The organism is Bradyrhizobium sp. Ken01 (assembly GCF_055807355.1).
On sequence record NZ_JBVVPC010000030.1, the window covers coordinates 20,676 to 35,626 of the forward strand.

General features: G+C 65.4%; 17 protein-coding genes, 1 tRNA gene and 1 riboswitch. Of the genes, 11 read left to right on the forward strand and 7 right to left on the reverse strand.

Annotated elements, in window-relative coordinates:
* Nucleotides 1-20: 20 nt before the first annotated feature.
* Nucleotides 21-1,217, reverse strand: coding sequence for an O-succinylhomoserine sulfhydrylase (locus AC0L3S_RS25675; RefSeq protein ID WP_247285330.1), 1,197 nt, complete (start codon nucleotides 1,215-1,217; stop codon nucleotides 21-23).
* A 70-nt stretch (nucleotides 1,218-1,287) separates the two neighbouring features.
* A riboswitch (SAM riboswitch) is annotated at nucleotides 1,288-1,367 on the reverse strand.
* Nucleotides 1,368-1,447: 80 nt separating this feature from the next.
* Between AC0L3S_RS25675 and AC0L3S_RS25680 the strand changes: the two genes are divergently transcribed.
* From AC0L3S_RS25680 to AC0L3S_RS25695, 4 genes are all read left to right on the forward strand, one after another.
* Nucleotides 1,448-2,584 carry a 2'-deoxycytidine 5'-triphosphate deaminase gene (locus tag AC0L3S_RS25680; RefSeq protein ID WP_473267048.1) on the forward strand — a complete coding sequence of 379 codons (1,137 nt, stop codon included), beginning with the start codon at nucleotides 1,448-1,450 and terminating at the stop codon, nucleotides 2,582-2,584.
* A gap of 105 nt (nucleotides 2,585-2,689) precedes the next feature.
* Nucleotides 2,690-3,100, forward strand: coding sequence for a PAS domain-containing protein (locus AC0L3S_RS25685; RefSeq protein WP_473282079.1), 411 nt, complete (start codon nucleotides 2,690-2,692; stop codon nucleotides 3,098-3,100).
* Nucleotides 3,101-3,223: 123 nt separating this feature from the next.
* Nucleotides 3,224-4,276, forward strand: a complete 1,053-nt coding sequence (locus tag AC0L3S_RS25690) for a hypothetical protein (protein WP_473265052.1) — start codon at nucleotides 3,224-3,226, stop codon at nucleotides 4,274-4,276.
* A gap of 322 nt (nucleotides 4,277-4,598) precedes the next feature.
* On the forward strand, nucleotides 4,599-6,044 hold the full coding sequence (locus AC0L3S_RS25695) for an MATE family efflux transporter (protein ID WP_473265053.1): 1,446 nt from the start codon (nucleotides 4,599-4,601) through the stop codon (nucleotides 6,042-6,044).
* Here AC0L3S_RS25695 and AC0L3S_RS25700 read toward each other — a convergent pair.
* The 5 genes from AC0L3S_RS25700 to AC0L3S_RS25720 all read right to left on the reverse strand — a co-directional run bounded on the left by AC0L3S_RS25700 (nucleotide 6,041) and on the right by AC0L3S_RS25720 (nucleotide 9,089).
* Nucleotides 6,041-6,550 carry a hypothetical protein gene (locus AC0L3S_RS25700; protein ID WP_473282081.1) on the reverse strand — a complete coding sequence of 170 codons (510 nt, stop codon included), beginning with the start codon at nucleotides 6,548-6,550 and terminating at the stop codon, nucleotides 6,041-6,043. The genes AC0L3S_RS25695 and AC0L3S_RS25700 overlap by 4 nt on opposite strands.
* 100 nt (nucleotides 6,551-6,650) lie before the next feature.
* The gene (locus AC0L3S_RS25705; RefSeq protein ID WP_473265055.1) at nucleotides 6,651-7,052 is read right to left on the reverse strand and encodes an SRPBCC family protein; all 402 of its coding nucleotides are present in this window, start codon (nucleotides 7,050-7,052) and stop codon (nucleotides 6,651-6,653) included.
* 193 nt (nucleotides 7,053-7,245) lie between these two features.
* Nucleotides 7,246-7,605 carry a VOC family protein gene (locus tag AC0L3S_RS25710; protein WP_354063977.1) on the reverse strand — a complete coding sequence of 120 codons (360 nt, stop codon included), beginning with the start codon at nucleotides 7,603-7,605 and terminating at the stop codon, nucleotides 7,246-7,248.
* A 56-nt stretch (nucleotides 7,606-7,661) separates the two neighbouring features.
* The gene (locus tag AC0L3S_RS25715) at nucleotides 7,662-8,501 is read right to left on the reverse strand and encodes a helix-turn-helix transcriptional regulator (RefSeq protein WP_473282083.1); all 840 of its coding nucleotides are present in this window, start codon (nucleotides 8,499-8,501) and stop codon (nucleotides 7,662-7,664) included.
* A 9-nt stretch (nucleotides 8,502-8,510) separates the two neighbouring features.
* On the reverse strand, nucleotides 8,511-9,089 hold the full coding sequence (locus AC0L3S_RS25720; protein WP_473282085.1) for a methylated-DNA--[protein]-cysteine S-methyltransferase: 579 nt from the start codon (nucleotides 9,087-9,089) through the stop codon (nucleotides 8,511-8,513).
* 171 nt (nucleotides 9,090-9,260) lie between these two features.
* Here AC0L3S_RS25720 and AC0L3S_RS25725 point away from each other — a divergent pair.
* From AC0L3S_RS25725 to AC0L3S_RS25750, 6 genes are all read left to right on the forward strand, one after another.
* A tRNA-Gly gene (locus AC0L3S_RS25725) sits at nucleotides 9,261-9,334 on the forward strand.
* Between the two features lie 276 nt (nucleotides 9,335-9,610).
* Nucleotides 9,611-10,144, forward strand: a complete 534-nt coding sequence (locus tag AC0L3S_RS25730; protein ID WP_473282087.1) for a DsrE family protein — start codon at nucleotides 9,611-9,613, stop codon at nucleotides 10,142-10,144.
* A 26-nt stretch (nucleotides 10,145-10,170) separates the two neighbouring features.
* Nucleotides 10,171-11,235: a TAXI family TRAP transporter solute-binding subunit gene (locus AC0L3S_RS25735; RefSeq protein ID WP_473282089.1), complete on the forward strand. Its 1,065-nt coding sequence runs from the start codon at nucleotides 10,171-10,173 to the stop codon at nucleotides 11,233-11,235.
* Nucleotides 11,232-12,044, forward strand: a complete 813-nt coding sequence (locus AC0L3S_RS25740; protein WP_473265060.1) for a type VI secretion system-associated protein TagO — start codon at nucleotides 11,232-11,234, stop codon at nucleotides 12,042-12,044. Before AC0L3S_RS25735 ends, AC0L3S_RS25740 begins: the two co-directional genes overlap by 4 nt.
* Before the next feature lie 139 nt (nucleotides 12,045-12,183).
* On the forward strand, nucleotides 12,184-12,765 hold the full coding sequence (locus tag AC0L3S_RS25745) for a helix-turn-helix domain-containing protein (protein WP_007597841.1): 582 nt from the start codon (nucleotides 12,184-12,186) through the stop codon (nucleotides 12,763-12,765).
* Between the two features lie 10 nt (nucleotides 12,766-12,775).
* Entirely contained in the window at nucleotides 12,776-13,243 is a 468-nt protein-coding gene (locus AC0L3S_RS25750; RefSeq protein ID WP_473282162.1) for a GNAT family N-acetyltransferase, read from the forward strand.
* A 1-nt stretch (nucleotide 13,244) separates the two neighbouring features.
* On the opposite strand, the gene AC0L3S_RS25755 is transcribed toward AC0L3S_RS25750, so the two are convergent.
* Nucleotides 13,245-13,772, reverse strand: coding sequence for a DUF1003 domain-containing protein (locus AC0L3S_RS25755; RefSeq protein ID WP_473255897.1), 528 nt, complete (start codon nucleotides 13,770-13,772; stop codon nucleotides 13,245-13,247).
* Between the two features lie 112 nt (nucleotides 13,773-13,884).
* Here AC0L3S_RS25755 and AC0L3S_RS25760 point away from each other — a divergent pair, with 112 nt between their 5' ends.
* Complete coding sequence (locus AC0L3S_RS25760; RefSeq protein ID WP_473265061.1) at nucleotides 13,885-14,943, forward strand: LacI family DNA-binding transcriptional regulator; 1,059 nt, start codon at nucleotides 13,885-13,887, stop codon at nucleotides 14,941-14,943.
* Nucleotides 14,944-14,951 lie beyond the last annotated feature (8 nt).

Consider the following 14,951-nt stretch of genomic DNA (forward strand, 5'->3'; position numbering starts at 1 on the left):
TAGGCCGGGACGACAATAACTCACGCCTTCTCCAGCGCCGCGGTCAGATCCTCGATCAGATCGTCCGCGTGCTCGAGGCCTGCAGAGAAGCGGATGAAGCCCTCGCTGATGCCGAGCGCGGCGCGGTCCTCCGGCTTCAAACGCTGATGCGTCGTGGTGGCCGGATGCGTGACGAGGCTCTTGGCGTCGCCGAGATTGTTCGAGATCTTGGCGAGCTTGAGCTCGTTGAGCACGCGGAACGCCGCCTGCTTGCCGCCTTTGACCTCGAGGCCGACCAGCGTCGAGCCGCCGCGCATCTGCTTCTTCACCAATGCTGCCTGCGGATGATCGGCGCGGCCGGGAAACACCAGCCGCGAAATCTTCGGGTGGCTCGCCAGAACGTCCGCAATGCGCGCCGCCGTTTCGGTCTGCGCGCGCACGCGCACGGCGAGCGTCTCCAGGCCCTTGAGCAGGACCCAGGCGTTGAACGGCGAGATCGACGGGCCGGTCTGGCGCATGAAATTGTGGATGTGCTCGGCGATGAACGCTTCCGAGGACAGGATGATGCCGCCGAGACAGCGGCCCTGGCCGTCGATGTGCTTGGTCGCGGAATAGACGACGACGTCGGCGCCGAGCGCGAGCGGGCTCTGCCAGATCGGAGTGGCGAACACGTTGTCCACGACGAGCCGCGCGCCGCCACTGTGCGCGATCTCGGCGATGCCGGGAATGTCGAGTACATCCAGCGTCGGATTGGTCGGGCTCTCCAGGAAAAACGTCTTGGTGTTCGGCTTCATGGCGCGCTGCCACTGGTCGAGATCGAGGCCGTCGACCAGCGTGGTCTCGATGCCGTAGCGCGGCAGCAAATCCTGCACGACGTAGAGACACGAGCCGAACAGCGCGCGCGAGGCCACGACGTGATCGCCGGCCTTCAGCGGCGCCAGGATCGCGGTCGTCACCGCGGCCATGCCGGTCGCGGCGGAACGTGCCGCTTCGGCGCCCTCGAGCTCGATCATGCGGCGCTCGAACATCGCGATGGTCGGGTTGGAGTAGCGTGAATAGATGAAGCCGGGGTCCTCGCCCTTGAACCGCGCCTCGCACTCCTCGGCGCTGTTGTAGACGTAGCCTTGGGTCAGGAACAGCGACTCCGACGTCTCGCCATATTGCGAGCGCAGGGTGCCGGAATGGACCAGGCGGGTTTCGGGACGGTAGGACGCGGTGGGCGCCGGGGACTTCGACATAGGACCTCCTGAAGTGACCATCGAAAATGGTCACAAAAAAACCGGCCTGGAATATTTCCACGGGCCGGGATCACAGAGGTCCCCGGCCTGTTTAGCGACTTATTTAACGTGGCTGCAAGCCGGCCGGCTCAAATCACCACGGGATAAGTCATGCTCATATTCCGCAATGCCCTTTCCGTCAAGACGTCCATCGGATAGCCGTAAAACGCTCATATTTCCCGCATGTCGGGATGTGTTTGATCCCTGATGAGGACCCCCGGTTGACGTTCACGGTTGCCGCCGACGCCAATGGTATCCTGCCCGACCGCATGATCGCGGCGATGGCGGAGGGCGGTCTCATCCTGCCCGCTTACGACTTCGTCGAAAGCCAGATCCAGCCGGCGAGCCTCGACCTCCGCCTCGGCGACATCGCCTATCGCGTTCGCGCCAGCTTCCTGCCCGGTCCCGGTGCCACCGTCGCCGAGCGCATCGACGAGTTGAAGCTGCACGAGTTCAGCCTCGCCGACGGCGCAGTGCTGGAGACCAACTGCGTCTACATCGTGCCGCTGCTCGAAAGCCTCGCGCTGCCGCCGGAGATCGTCGCGGCCGCCAACCCGAAAAGCTCGACCGGCCGGCTCGACGTTTTCACCCGCGTGATCGCCGACGGCACCCGCCGCTTCGACATGATCGGTGCCGGCTATCATGGGCCGCTCTATGCCGAGATCAGCCCGAAGACGTTCCCGGTGCTGGTCAGCGAGGGCTCGCGCCTGAGCCAGGTGCGCTTCCGCACCGGCGATGCCATCCTCAACATCGACGACCTCGAGGCGCTGCATGCGACCGAGCGTCTCGTCGATGTCGACGATGCCGATCTCACCGGCGGCGTCGCCGTCTCTGTTGATCTCTCCGGCGAGAAGAGCGGCGGCTTCGTCGGCTATCGCGCCAAGCGCCACACCGGCGTGATCGACGTCGATCGCCGCGCCGGCTATTCCGTCGAGGACTTCTGGGAGCCGATCTCGGCCCGTCCCGACGGCAGCCTGATCCTCGATCCCGGCGAGTTCTATATCCTCGCGTCGAAAGAGGCGGTGCAGGTGCCGCCCGATTACGCCGCGGAGATGGTGCCGTTCGATCCGCTGGTCGGCGAGTTCCGTGTGCATTATGCCGGATTCTTCGATCCCGGCTTCGGCTATGCCGGCGCCGGCGGGCTGGGGTCGCGCGCCGTGCTCGAAGTGCGCTCGCGCGAGGTGCCGTTCATCCTCGAACACGGCCAGATCGTCGGCCGCCTCGTCTACGAGAAGATGCTGGCCCGCCCCGACGCCATGTACGGCCAGCGCATCGGCTCGAATTACCAGGCCCAGGGCCTGAAGCTGAGCAAGCATTTCCGGGTTTAGCCATCATCCGTAGCCCGGATGGAGCGCAAGCGTCATCCGGGAAAGTCTCACTTGTGGCGCGATCCCGGATTACGCTGCGCTCCATCCGGGCTACAAGGTGCTGACATGACCAATTCATCCGAACTCGACGCAAACATCCTCGACGACGTCGCCGATGCGCTGATCTATTCGGATCGCTCCGGCACGATCATGCGCTGGAATCGCGCATCGTCCGCACTGTTCGGCTTCTCCGCGGACGAAGCGCTGGGCCAGAATCTCGACCTGATCATTCCCGAACATCTGCGCGCCGCGCACTGGAAGGGTTTCGAGGCCGCGCTTGCCAGCGGCGCGATGAAGCTTGCGGGCAAGCCGACACTGACCCGCGCGCTGCACAAGGACGGACGCAAGCTCTACATCGAGATGACCTTCGCGCTGGTGCGAGACGCCGCTGGAGTTGTGCAGGGATCGGTGGCGATGGCACGCGACGTCACCGAGCGCGTCGAGCGCGAGCGTGCCGCCAAAGCTGTGCAAAATTAAGCCTGCGCAAAATTCGTGATGCGGAATTGGCGAGCCGGCGTGCAGGGCGCCCTGCGTGCGGCTCAGCTTGTCCGTCACCGGCTGCAGTGACACACTCGATCAAAACAACGATCGGGAGCGAACATGACCGCCGCATCAGACTCCACGCAGGAAGCTCTATGGAAACGCTGGCGCGCGGTTGCCGATCTCTATCACGCCTATTTCACCGGCCTGATCCTCACCGTGGTCACGCGTCGCGGCACGGCAGATGCTGCGGAGTTCGTCTTTCGCGTGTTCCGCCGCCAGCAGCAGGAACGCTTCCTGCCGGGGCTGGAGAAGCTCGGGCTGAGCCATCTGCCTCCCGCCGTGGCGGCCGCGCAATATCACTATCTCTCGAACTGGATCGGCGGCGTGCACGTCGAATACATGTATGAGAGCGATCGCAAAGCCTGGATCCGCTATCCCCCGCCGCGCTGGATCTGGAAAGGCACTGCGATCTGCGGCGTGCCGGGCGAAGTCTCGCGCGCGATGCTGCGCGGCTGGCACGCCAACAACGGCGTGGCGCTCGGCGATACCAGATTGGGGTTCGTCTGCACCAAGCAGAGCGTCGACGGCCAGGATGGGCTCGAAGGCTACTATTATCAATATGACCAGCCGCTCGAACTCGACCAGCGCCTCGTGTTCGCGCGGCACCTCGAAGCGCCGCTGTTCGATGCAGCCGCGGCTCCGGCGTTGCCGGTCGCAAGCTGGCCAAGACCGCGACTGGAAAAAGCCTATCGCAACTACGCCATGGAATATGTGCGCACGGCAGCGCCAGTGATGGTGCAGCTGTTCGGTCCGGAGGATGCCGGCTATCTCCTGCATCTCACCGGCAAGCTGATCGGGATGCAATATTTCGATGAGGTCGCTGCAGCACTGTCGATGGGCCGCGGCGGCGCGAGCGAATTCGCGACGTTCCTCAACGCACTGTTGGTCGCGCAGGACGATGTGGGTGAGACGACGCAATCCGAAGGCACGTTCGAAATCCGTCAGAAGAGTTGGAGGTTGATGGACGACGTCGCCGATAATCACCCCGCTTGCGCCAAGGTGCTGGCGGGGTTGTTCGAAGGGCTCGCGGCCGGATGCGGGCGGCACATCGGCGTGCACCTGTCCCCGACGCATGGCGGCCGTCCGCCATTGCTCTGGACGATTGGGTAATGCCGCGCGGGCGTTGGCCTCGTGGTTCGAGACGCCCGCTTCGAGGGCTCCTCACCATGAGGGTCCGACATGTCACCGCGAAACAAGACCTCATCCTGAGGAGCCCGCGAAGCGGGCGTCTCGAAGGATGGCCCCACGGAGACTGAGAGTCGCAATTCCACGGGCTGAAATGCGCTGCCGCAGGGCACGCCTGCATCAGGCGCAGGAGGAATCGGCAATTGCCGTGCTAACAAGCTGAACCTCGCGCCTTCTGCGCGAATAAATTCATTGGCACACCCAGTCATTGCCGCGCCGCAACTGGTGCTCGCGCCCGGGAGAGGACATGTCCGACATCGCCGAAATCCCGGTCGATGAACAAGAGCGTCCGCTGCCGCCGCCACCACGCCCCGTGAGGAGCGCGCTGATGGACGGGCCGATCCTGCGCACGCTGCTCGGGCTGGCTTGGCCCAACGTGGTCGCGCTCTCCGCCGGCACTTGCACGGTGATTGCGGAGACCTCCTATATCGGACGTCTTGGTGTGGAAGCGCTGGCCGCGATGGCGCTGGTGTTTCCGACAGTGATCCTGACCATGACCATGTCGGGCGGTGCGATGGGCGGCGCGGTGGCCTCCGCCATCGCGCGCGCACTCGGCGCCGGCGATCGCGAGCGTGCCGGGACGCTCGCCGCACATGCGCTGCTGATCGGCATCAGCTTCGGCCTGGTCTTCATGCTGGGCATGCTGATCTTCGGACCCAAGGTGCTTGAGATGCTCGGCGGCCGCGGCGACGTGCTGACGCATGCGATCGCCTACACCCAGGTGTTTTTCGGCGGCGCGGTGCTGCCCTGGCTGCTCAACACCATGGCCGGGGTCCTGCGCGGCACCGGCAACATGAAGCTGCCGTCGCTGTTGATCCTCAATTCTGCGGCCTGGCAGATCGTGCTCGGCGGCACGCTTGGGCTCGGGCTCGGTCCGGTGCCGCAATTCGGCATGCGCGGCGTCGCCGCCGGCGCGCTGATCGCCTATTGCATGAACATCGGCGTGATGGGCTGGTACCTGTTCTCCGGCCGCGCCCGCGTGACGCCGAAGCTGCGCGGCCTGCGCATCCAATGGGCGATGTTTTTCGACATCCTGAAGGTCGGCGCCATCGCCTGCTTCTCGCCGCTGCAATCGGTGCTGACGATCTCGATCTTCACCCACATGCTTGCGAAATTCGGCACCGCGATCCTCGCCGGCTACGGCATCGGTGCGCGGCTGGAATTCCTGCTGACCTCGATCGCGTTCTCGTTCGGCATCGCCTCGGTGCCGATGATCGGCATGGCGGTCGGCGCCGGCCGCATCGCCCGCGCCCGGCGCATCGCCTGGATCGCGGCGGCGAGCGCCTTCGTCGCCGTCGGTGCACCGGCGTGCCTGGTTGCGATCTTCCCCGATCTCTGGGTCAACATCTTCACCGACAGCGCGACCGTGCGCGCCACCAGCCATCAATATTTGTCCACGGTGGCACCATTCTACGCCTTCATCGGCCTCGCCTCGACGATGTATTTCTCGTCGCAGGGCGCTGCGAAGGTGATCGGCCCGGTGCTGGCGCAGACCGCGCGGCTGATCTACATCTCGGCGGTCGGCTGGTGGCTGTCCACGCATGATGCCACCGCGCAAAACTTCTTCTGGCTGGCGGCGAGCTCGATGGTCGTGCTCGGCCTGCTCTCGTGCTCCAGCGTGGTGCTGACGCGCTGGGGACCGCGCCAAACCAAACCTGCGATCAGGCCGGCTCTGTCGACCGCCGTGGACTAGCGGCGCCTGTGGCGGCGATGCCCGCCACCGCCGCCGACATTGGCGAGCCGCATCAGTTGCGGAATCATCGCCATCATGTCGCCGTCGCCGGCGCCGCCGAGCATGCCCATGATTTCGCCGCCACCCATGCCGCCCATTCCAGTCGGCATGGTGCCGCCTGCGCCCATCGGCGCGTAGCCGCCGTAATTTGGCGCACCGAAACCGCCGCCGAGATTGCCGCCGCCGAGGCCGCCAATTCCGCCGCCGCCCATCATGCCACCAAGACCACCACCGCCATTCTCCATCATGCGGCTCATCATGGGGCCCATGGTCTGCATCATCATGCCGAAGCGGCGCTTGCCCATCTTGGCCTTCATCATCTCCAGCATTGGCGCCATCTGGGTCATCATGTCCTCGCCGCCGGCACCTCCGCCGCCGAGGAACTGCGCCTTTGCCGGTCCGCTCGAAATCGAAAACATCAGCAGCACGGCGGCCGCCTGGCAGATCACCTTGTCCGCACCTCTCATGGCCTGCTCCTCGCGTGCGGGGCGCCGCCGGGAGAGCGGAGCCAACCGGACGCACGCCGCCATGGTTAGTGCGGACGAGGGCTGGGCTCCGTGAGAAAGATCACGCAGCCGCGGCCGGAAACGCTCGGTGTATGGCGGCGACGGCGTCCTTGGTCTGTCCCTGCACATAGGGCGCGAGCTCGTTCGGCAGCATGTCGATGATCCAGAGCAGGCGGCATCTCGCCTCGCCCTCGGCAATCACCTGCACCGAGGCGCTGTAATGCTTCAGCCGCTCGTTGTTGATCGCGTAGACCAGCCGCTGCCGCGCGTCGTCGCAATCGACCAGCACCTCGCGCGCCACCGATCCGTTGGCGAAGGTGACGACGCGCGCGTCGCCGTCGAGCGTGCAGGCCATGACGAAGCCCGGCGCCAGCCGCCGATGCAGCGCGCCGAAATCGCGCACCGCATCCCAGACGTCGCGCGCCGGGGCGGGCAGGGGAATGTCGTTGTGGATGGAGGCCATTGTTGAATCCTGGTTGAGTCCATTGATGTAGAGAGGGGAGCGATAGTACCGGCGTCTCAGCTGTCATCGCCCGACTTGATCGGGCGATCCAGCATTCCAGAGGCCGCTGTGATCGAATCGGGAAATTGCGGCGTACTGGATGCCCCGGTCAAGCCGGGGCATGACAGCGTGTGTGTAGTGAGGGCTGCCGCACTCACGTGCAAACCGCCTCGACATTGTTGCCATCGGGATCGATCAAAAACGCCGCGTAGTAAGTCGGGCTGTAATCCTTGCGCGGGCCGGCGCCGCCATTGTCGCGGCCGCCGCTCTTCAAGCCCTCGCTATGGAATGCCTTCACCGCGTCATGATCGCCGGCGCGAAACGCGATATGCGCGCCGTCGGCCTTGCGCCCCTTGTTCAGGTGCAGCCATAGCCCGGGTTCGCCCTTCGGCCCGAAGCCGGCATAACCGTCACCGCTCGAGCACAGGACATAACCGAGCGGCGCCAGCACCGCGGTGTAGAAGCGCGTGGCGGCGTCGAGGTCGGCAACGCGCAATCCGATATGGTCGTACATGGTCGTCTCCATTGCCAAAGCGCGCCGCAATCGGCGCGCGCCGGAGACGAACCTAGTCAGTTGAGGGCAAGTTGCTCTTGGAGAATCTTGCGCTCCCCCTTCGATGCCTGACGGAACTTGGTCGGCGAGACGCCGGCGGCGCGGTGGAAGGTGCGGACGAAGTTGGAGAGATCGCCGAATCCGACGTCATAGGCGATGTCGGTGACTGCGATGTCGTCGTCGGTGAGCAGCCGCGCCGCATGCCGCAGCCGCGAGCGCACCAGATATTGATGCGGGGTGACGCCGAGCACGGCGGAGAACAGCCGCAGGAAATGGAACGGGCTAAGGCCTGCCTGCCGCGCGGCCTGTTCGAGGTCGACCTCGGCGTGCGAATTGGCGTCGATCCACAGGGCGGCTTCCACGGCCCGGCGGCGGTCGCGTGCGGTCGGCGCCGTCGGCTTGCGCGCCTTGCCCGAGACGACATCGACGAAACGGCCGGCGAGGATCTGCCCGACCTCGTCGAGACCGAGGTCGCTGTTGCCATCTGCCGCCGTCTGGGCGAGCTCGCCCAGCACCATCAGCTCGGGCAGCGGCGGCGTCGCGCCGACCTGCCAGACGTCGCGCCGGCCGCCGAGCGCGTCGACCAGATCCTCGTTGAGGAAAAAGGACAGGCAGATGTCGCCGGCGACATGCTCATGCGTGCAGGTGTATTCCTCGCCCGGCGCGCCGACCAGCATCGATCCCGCGACCAGATCGAAGAAGCCGGCGCGGCAATGACAGCCAAAGCTGCCCGCGCGGACATAGGCAATGGAATGGCCGGTGCGACACTCCGCAAACGGGCTGTCGTCCGGTCCCGCGTCGCAGCGAAACTCGGAGACGGTCATCGAGGGAGTGGTCAGCAGCGTGGTTGCGTCCATGCCACCTATCTAGGTGGAGGGTCTCGGAGGGGCAACGGGCAGCAGCACGTCGAACAGCGTCTTGCTGGCGATTGGATGGGCGCCCTCCAGCGACAGCAGCCGCCGCTTGGAGATCACCCCGCCATAGGGCGAGAGCCGGTCGGTGTAATTGCCGGCCTCCAGCACCCGGTGGCAGGGCACGATCAGCATGTAGGGATTTTTCGCGATCGCCTGGGCCACAGAATGCGCGGCGCCGGAGGCGCCCAGCGCCTTGGCGATCTCGTGATAGGTCCGCGTCTCCCCGCGCGGGATGGCGCAGGCGGCTTCATAGACCCGCCGGTTAAAGCCGGGCACCCCGCTCGCGTCCAGGCTGACCTCGGAAAAATCAGCATCGCTGCCTTGCAGCAAGCCCACGATGCCCTCGATCGCGAACGCGGCGTTCGCGGAAGGCGGCTGCTCGCGCGCCTCGGGATGGACCTGGAAAATCCGGCGGCGGGTGTCGATCTCCCGCGCCTCCGGCAATTGCACGGCGACGATACCGGTGCCGCTCCAGATGATGCCGCAGCGCCCTATGGTCGTGTCGAATATCGCGTAGCCACGCCCCACCATGCACACGCCCCACTCAGTGCACGTCTCCCCAGACAGGCAATCATAACACCGCCACAATCCGGCGCACCCAAAATCTTGCCGGAAACTCAAGAAGGGTCGGGCGGGCTGCGCCAAAGCGCTTGGCGAGATGCGCCGTCTCGGCTAATCAGAGCGGGCGCAGGCTGCGCATCCGCGGGCGTAGTTCAATGGTAGAACGGCAGCTTCCCAAGCTGCATACGAGGGTTCGATTCCCTTCGCCCGCTCCAAAGCCTTGGCCGCAGCACAGTCGCACTGACTCGAAGTCTCTCTTGGCGATCCGCCCGGGCGCAACGGCACGTTGAGCTGACGCTCGCTGCGCTTAATCCATTGCGCTTAGCACGAACTGCAGGCTGTCGAAGGGCGGGCCGGGAGTTCATGTTTCCCGGTCCGGGTCACCCCCAACGCAAGTCCAGTGCGCAACACCTGCGGCCTCACTGAGGGCCTGGTCCGGATGAAGCGAGTTGCACTCCGTGTCGAGCGCAAATCGCAGACGGAGATGGTCCATGCCTGATGTACGAATCCATATCGCCGCAGCTGTGCTCGCGACACTCGCAATCGGCTCGGTGTACGCCATGAGCTCGGTGCAACAGCAGCCGGCCTCTGCGAGTTCTGCCCACGCCATGATCCCGCGGAAGCAAGCAGCCGTGCACCCGGTCAAGCCGGCGCCGCACAGGCTCGTGATCCAGGTCAACCAGAACGATGCCGCCGTGATGAATCTCGCGCTCAACAACGCCACCAACGTGCTCGACTATTACCGCAAGAAGGGCGAAGAGGCCGACGTCGAGATCGTGGCGTTCGGTCCTGGATTGCACATGCTGCGCAAGGACACGACGCCGGTCGCCGATCGCATTCACGCCATGACGGACCTCGCCTTCCCAAACAAGGTTCGCTTCGCCGCATGCGGCGTCACCCGGGAGGGGATGGAAAAGAAGGAAGGCAAGCCGCTCGAGCTGCTGCCGGAGGCTTCCATGGTTGCCTCGGGTGTCGTGCGCATGATGGAGCTGCAGGAAAAGGGCTGGAGCTACGTCCGGCCGTAGACAGGAACCAACAAGGGGAGGCCGGGATGATGCGCAAGCTGCTGTTCGTGCTGGCTGTGTCGCTGCTCGCGTTGCCCGCTTCCGCCCAAACTGCCACCAGGCCCGGCGCTGCCAAACAGACGACGGAACCGGTCGCGTCTGCGCCCGCGCGAGGGAACCGGTCGGTGCGGGCCACTCAACAGCGGACGACCGAAGAGGACGTGAGAGATCGCATCAATGCAGGCACGGTCGGATTAGCCGCCGGGCTCCTTGAAGGCGCACCACTCCGCTTCGCGACCGAGATCTCGCGCGTGGTCAACGAGAGCGGAAAGGTGCACGTGCTTCCGGTGGTGACGCGCGGACCGACCGAGAATGTCAACGATGTGCTCTATCTGAAGGGGATCGACATCGCGATCATCAACAGCGATTCGCTCGACGAGTATCGCGCGCAGGTGCCCGAGATCGGAAAGCGCATCGTGCATGTGATGAACCTGTTCCCGTCGGAGCTCCATGTCTTCGTGCGTCCCGAGATCAATTCGCTCGCCGACCTCGCCGGCAAGAAGGTGAACTTCAACACGCAGGGCACGGCGGCCGCCTATTCGGGTCCACTCATCTTCAGTCGTCTCGGCGTCGAGGTGGAGAAGGCCTTCGTGCCTCACCCGGCCGCGCTGGAGCAGATGCGCAAAGGCGAGATGGCGGCTGTGGTTTTCGTCACGTCGAAGCCGGTGGACGCGTTCGTCAAGCGCAAATGGGACGACGGCTTCAAGTTCCTGCCGGTCCCCTGGGGTGCCAAGCTGGCGGACTATTATGTGCCGGCCTCTCTGACGTCGGCCGACTATCCTGCTTTGGTGCAAGCAGGGCGGGATATCGAGACGATCGCGGTGCCGACGGTGCTGGTCGCCTATAACTGGAATCCGGGCACCCCACGCCATGACAGGGTCACCGCTTTCGTGAATGAACTGTTCAGCAGGCTCGATCAGCTGCGCGCGTCCGGCTTCGATCCGAAGTGGAAGGAGGCCAATCCCGGTGCGGGCGTTCCCGGACTGCAGCGCCTCAAGGCGGCTGAGAACTGGCAGGAGTCCCAAATGTCCAATCGGACGGGACGTCCATGAGACGGCTCGCCGCCGTCCTGTTCGCCAGCCTTGAGATCGCGGAAGCCCATGGTCAATCCGCCTCCAGCACGCTTAGGGGTCTGGACCAATGCTTTGCCCAGACGCGTGCAGCGGAAGCTGCCTGCGATCAGGCGGGCATCGACACCGCGCTGCGTCTCGGATGCAGGCTGAAGGCACACAGCGCGGAGAAACGGTGCCTCGACAGCCTGTTCGCCAACAAAGACGAGGTCCGACAACCCGACGATATCCCCTCCAAACCGCACGCCGGTATGCAGCCGTTGCCACCCGAAGCTGAACCGGCGCCGGCGATGACGCCGGCCAATCGGGACGACGCAATCGCGGGACTGTCAATCGCCGAGGGCTGGTTGATCAGCGAGACCACGTCTCCAAGGGACTTCTCGCCGCTCTTTGTCGCCAAATTGTATGCGCTTGCCCCGGTGACGGCCAATGCACCAGAAATGCTCGTGCTACGTTGCCGTAACCAGCGGACCGAGCTGTCCCTTGGCTCCAATGGCCTCTGGCGCGCGTTGCGCGGAGGGGAAGTCGACGTCGCGATCTCTCCCGACCAGGCCACGGCGCGGCCAATGCGTTGGCGATTGGCATCTGACGGTCGCACGGCGTCCATGCCGGAGGATCCGGTCCAATTGGTACGCGCATTGCGCGCCGGAAAGACGTCTATCTCCGTTACCGACGGTGCGGGGCGCAACACCAGCGCCATCTTCGAGCTCGCCGGCGTCGATTCCGTCCGCGCCAGGCTCGCAAGCGCCTGTCGTTGGGCGAGTGCGACGGTCGAATCCCGAGGACGATGAACGGATTTTGCGCCGAGGATGCATTCGCGCGCGCCGAAATTCCAATATATTGGCATCTCATTCCCGGCATTCGCTGTTTCCCGCGCTAGGCTCTCTCCCAAGCAAATGCGGCTGCCGAAACAGCGCTCGGATAGGGGCTATGGACCAGCAAAAGCTCGATCGCGCGATCGGTCGTCGCTTGAAGACGGTGCGGACGCAAGCCGGCATGACGCTGAATGAGCTGGCGGCGCGCTCCGGCGTCAGCCGGGCCATGATCGGGCGGGTGGAGCGGGCGCAGAGCAGTGCGACGGCGTCGCTGCTCAACAAGCTCTGTGCCGCGCTCGACGTGTCGCTCAGCGACGTCGTCGCGCTCGCCGAGAAGCCGCCGGAGCGGCTGGTGCGGCTCGCCGACCAGCCGCACTGGCGCGATCCCGACAGTGGCTATCGCCGCCGGCACGCCTCGCCGACGGACGCGGCGAGCGGCATCGAGGTCATCGTCGTCGATTTGCCGGCCGGCGCGCGGGTGCCGTACAGCCCCTGGGGGCGCAACGCCTTCACCCAGCAGCTGCTGATGCTGGAGGGCGCGATCGCCGTGCACATCGACGCCAAGGCGGTTCGCCTGCGCGAAGGCGACTGTCTCGACTTCGACGTGATGCGCGCGGTGATCTTCGAGAACGAGACCAGACAGGACGCGCGCTACGTCATCATCACGCGCCGCGGCGCGTCCTACGGCAAGATGTGAGACCGTGACGATGCAGATCCGCACCGGCGACACCTTTGATCCGCGCGTCATCGCGCTGCTCGACCATCACGTCACGGAGGCGCGAGCACAGACCGCGCCGGGCAGTGCCCATGCGCTTGACCTCGCCGGGCTTCGTGCCCCGGAAGTCGCGTTCTGGACCGGCTGGGACGGCGACACGCTGGTCGTCACCGGTGCGCTGAAGTCGCTGTCGGGAGCGCATGGCGAGGTGAAGTCGATGCACACGCTCCAGACCACGCGGCGGCGCGGCTTTGGCGGTGAGATGCTCCGCCACATCATCACGGAAGCCCGCGCGCGCGGCATAGTGCGGCTCAGCCTCGAAACCGGCTCGTGGGACTATTTCAAGCCGGCGCACGCGCTCTACCAGGCGCATGGCTTTGTCCTCTGCGGCCCGTTCCAGGGCTATGTCGAGGATCCCAACAGCCTGTTCCTGACCCTGGATCTGTCGGCGAGCCGATAGCTCAGGAGCGCGTCTCCTCGATCCTGTCGAGCACGCGCTCGGGGGCGATGTCCCGGCTGGCCTCCTCCAGATCCCGCTTCGAGTCGGGCTGGACGTCGAGCCGCTCGGCGATCTGCGTGAGCAGGCGGGCAACCTTGGTCAATTCGTGCTCGGCGAGAAGGCTGATCTGAAGATCGAGATCGGCGCGCTTGTCCGCTGCTGCGCTCATGCGGTTCTGCGAGATCAGCACGAATGTCGACAGGAAGATCGCCTCGACCGAAGCAATCATCGCCAGCACCACGAAGCTCTCGTCCCAGGCCGGGATTCCCGGCAGCCAATGCAGATTGGCGATGATCCAGAAGCCGAACACCGCGACATGGAGGTAGACGAAGGCCATGCTGCCGGTGAACGCCGTGATCGCATCGGCAAGCTTTTCTTGACCCCTGGCACCGCGCTGCTCGCGGCGGCGGCGCTCGACCAGGGCCTGGATGTTGCGCTCGAGCGTCGGGCTCAATCCCTCGCCGGGATCATGGGTGATATCGTTGCGCACGGGGCAGCAACGGCGGACGGAAGCGGCTGTTCCTGGACTCAGCTGCGGGAAAATGCCTGCCGCCCCTCAAAATGAGTTGCGCACCTCAAAACACCTCTGCTAGCCTTCAGCCATGGCCGAGACGCTCACCACGACCGCGCTGACGCTGAAGGACATCGCCCGCCAGGCCGGCGTCAGCCTCGCGACGGTGGACCGCGTCCTGCACAATCGCCCGGGCGTGCGGCCGGACACGGTCCGGCGCGTCAAAGAGGCGATCGAGCGCAATTCGTTCCAGCCGCACGTGGCCGCCGCCGAGCTCGCCCGCGGCCGCGCCCGCCGTTTCGCTTTCGTGATGCCGTCGGGGCCGAACCCGTTCATGCAGCAGATCCAGGATTATCTCGGCGAGATGTCGGGCTGGCTGTCGTCCCGTCGCCTCGGCGTCGAGACGGTCGCAACCGACGTGTTCGATCCGTCCGTGCTCGCCGCTTCCCTGGAAGGGCTCTCGGACGATTACGACGGCATCGCCGTGGTGGCGCTGGACCATCCCGGCGTCCGCGCCGCCATCGACGATCTCGTCGATGCCGGCGCCAAGGTCGTGACGCTGGTCTCGGACGTGCCGTCGTCGCGCCGGCACCATTATGTCGGCATCGACAACATTGCCGCGGGACGCACCGCCGGCGCGCTGGTCGGGCGGCTGGTCGGACAAAAGTCCGGCAAGGTTGCGATCGTCGCGGGCTCGCAGGGCCTGCGCGACCATGCCGAGCGCATTTTTGGCTTCAACCAGGTGATGGCGTCGGAATTCCCCGGCCTCAGTGTGCTGCCGGTGCTCGAAGGACGCGACGAGGACGCGCGTTCGGAACAATTGTTGGCGCGGCTGCTGGGCAGGCATGCTGACATTGTCGGCCTTTATAATGTCGGCGCCGGCACGCAAGGCGTCGCCAACGCGTTGAATGAGAAGGCCTTGAGCGATGCCGGCCGCGACAGGCAGGTGGTGTTCGTCGGACACGACGTCACCGCGCTGACGCGCCGGCTGCTGCTGCAGGGTGTGATGCATGCCGCGATCTCGCAGAACCCCGGACACGAAGCGCGCGCCGCCGTGCGCGTGCTGCTCGCGCTCGCCCGTGGCGAGCCGATCTTGCGCGAACAGGAGAAGATCAGGATCGACATCGTGATGCGAGACAATCTGCCTTAGCGGCAGGT

What these genes read in the sequence shown, in the direction of transcription:
- AC0L3S_RS25730 (WP_473282087.1), top strand. Translation starts at nt 9,611, where the DNA reads ATGCCTGATGTACGAATCCATATCGCCGCAGCTGTGCTCGCGACACTC.
- AC0L3S_RS25760 (WP_473265061.1), top strand. Translation starts at nt 13,885, where the DNA reads ATGGCCGAGACGCTCACCACGACCGCGCTGACGCTGAAGGACATCGCC.
- AC0L3S_RS25750 (WP_473282162.1), top strand. Translation starts at nt 12,776, where the DNA reads ATGCAGATCCGCACCGGCGACACCTTTGATCCGCGCGTCATCGCGCTG.
- AC0L3S_RS25690 (WP_473265052.1), top strand. Translation starts at nt 3,224, where the DNA reads ATGACCGCCGCATCAGACTCCACGCAGGAAGCTCTATGGAAACGCTGG.
- AC0L3S_RS25720 (WP_473282085.1), bottom strand. Translation starts at nt 9,089, where the DNA reads ATGGTGGGGCGTGGCTACGCGATATTCGACACGACCATAGGGCGCTGC.
- AC0L3S_RS25695 (WP_473265053.1), top strand. Translation starts at nt 4,599, where the DNA reads ATGTCCGACATCGCCGAAATCCCGGTCGATGAACAAGAGCGTCCGCTG.
- AC0L3S_RS25675 (WP_247285330.1), bottom strand. Translation starts at nt 1,217, where the DNA reads ATGTCGAAGTCCCCGGCGCCCACCGCGTCCTACCGTCCCGAAACCCGC.
- AC0L3S_RS25735 (WP_473282089.1), top strand. Translation starts at nt 10,171, where the DNA reads ATGATGCGCAAGCTGCTGTTCGTGCTGGCTGTGTCGCTGCTCGCGTTG.
- AC0L3S_RS25710 (WP_354063977.1), bottom strand. Translation starts at nt 7,605, where the DNA reads ATGTACGACCATATCGGATTGCGCGTTGCCGACCTCGACGCCGCCACG.
- AC0L3S_RS25715 (WP_473282083.1), bottom strand. Translation starts at nt 8,501, where the DNA reads ATGGACGCAACCACGCTGCTGACCACTCCCTCGATGACCGTCTCCGAG.
- AC0L3S_RS25740 (WP_473265060.1), top strand. Translation starts at nt 11,232, where the DNA reads ATGAGACGGCTCGCCGCCGTCCTGTTCGCCAGCCTTGAGATCGCGGAA.
- AC0L3S_RS25680 (WP_473267048.1), top strand. Translation starts at nt 1,448, where the DNA reads ATGTGTTTGATCCCTGATGAGGACCCCCGGTTGACGTTCACGGTTGCC.
- AC0L3S_RS25685 (WP_473282079.1), top strand. Translation starts at nt 2,690, where the DNA reads ATGACCAATTCATCCGAACTCGACGCAAACATCCTCGACGACGTCGCC.
- AC0L3S_RS25700 (WP_473282081.1), bottom strand. Translation starts at nt 6,550, where the DNA reads ATGAGAGGTGCGGACAAGGTGATCTGCCAGGCGGCCGCCGTGCTGCTG.
- AC0L3S_RS25705 (WP_473265055.1), bottom strand. Translation starts at nt 7,052, where the DNA reads ATGGCCTCCATCCACAACGACATTCCCCTGCCCGCCCCGGCGCGCGAC.
- AC0L3S_RS25745 (WP_007597841.1), top strand. Translation starts at nt 12,184, where the DNA reads ATGGACCAGCAAAAGCTCGATCGCGCGATCGGTCGTCGCTTGAAGACG.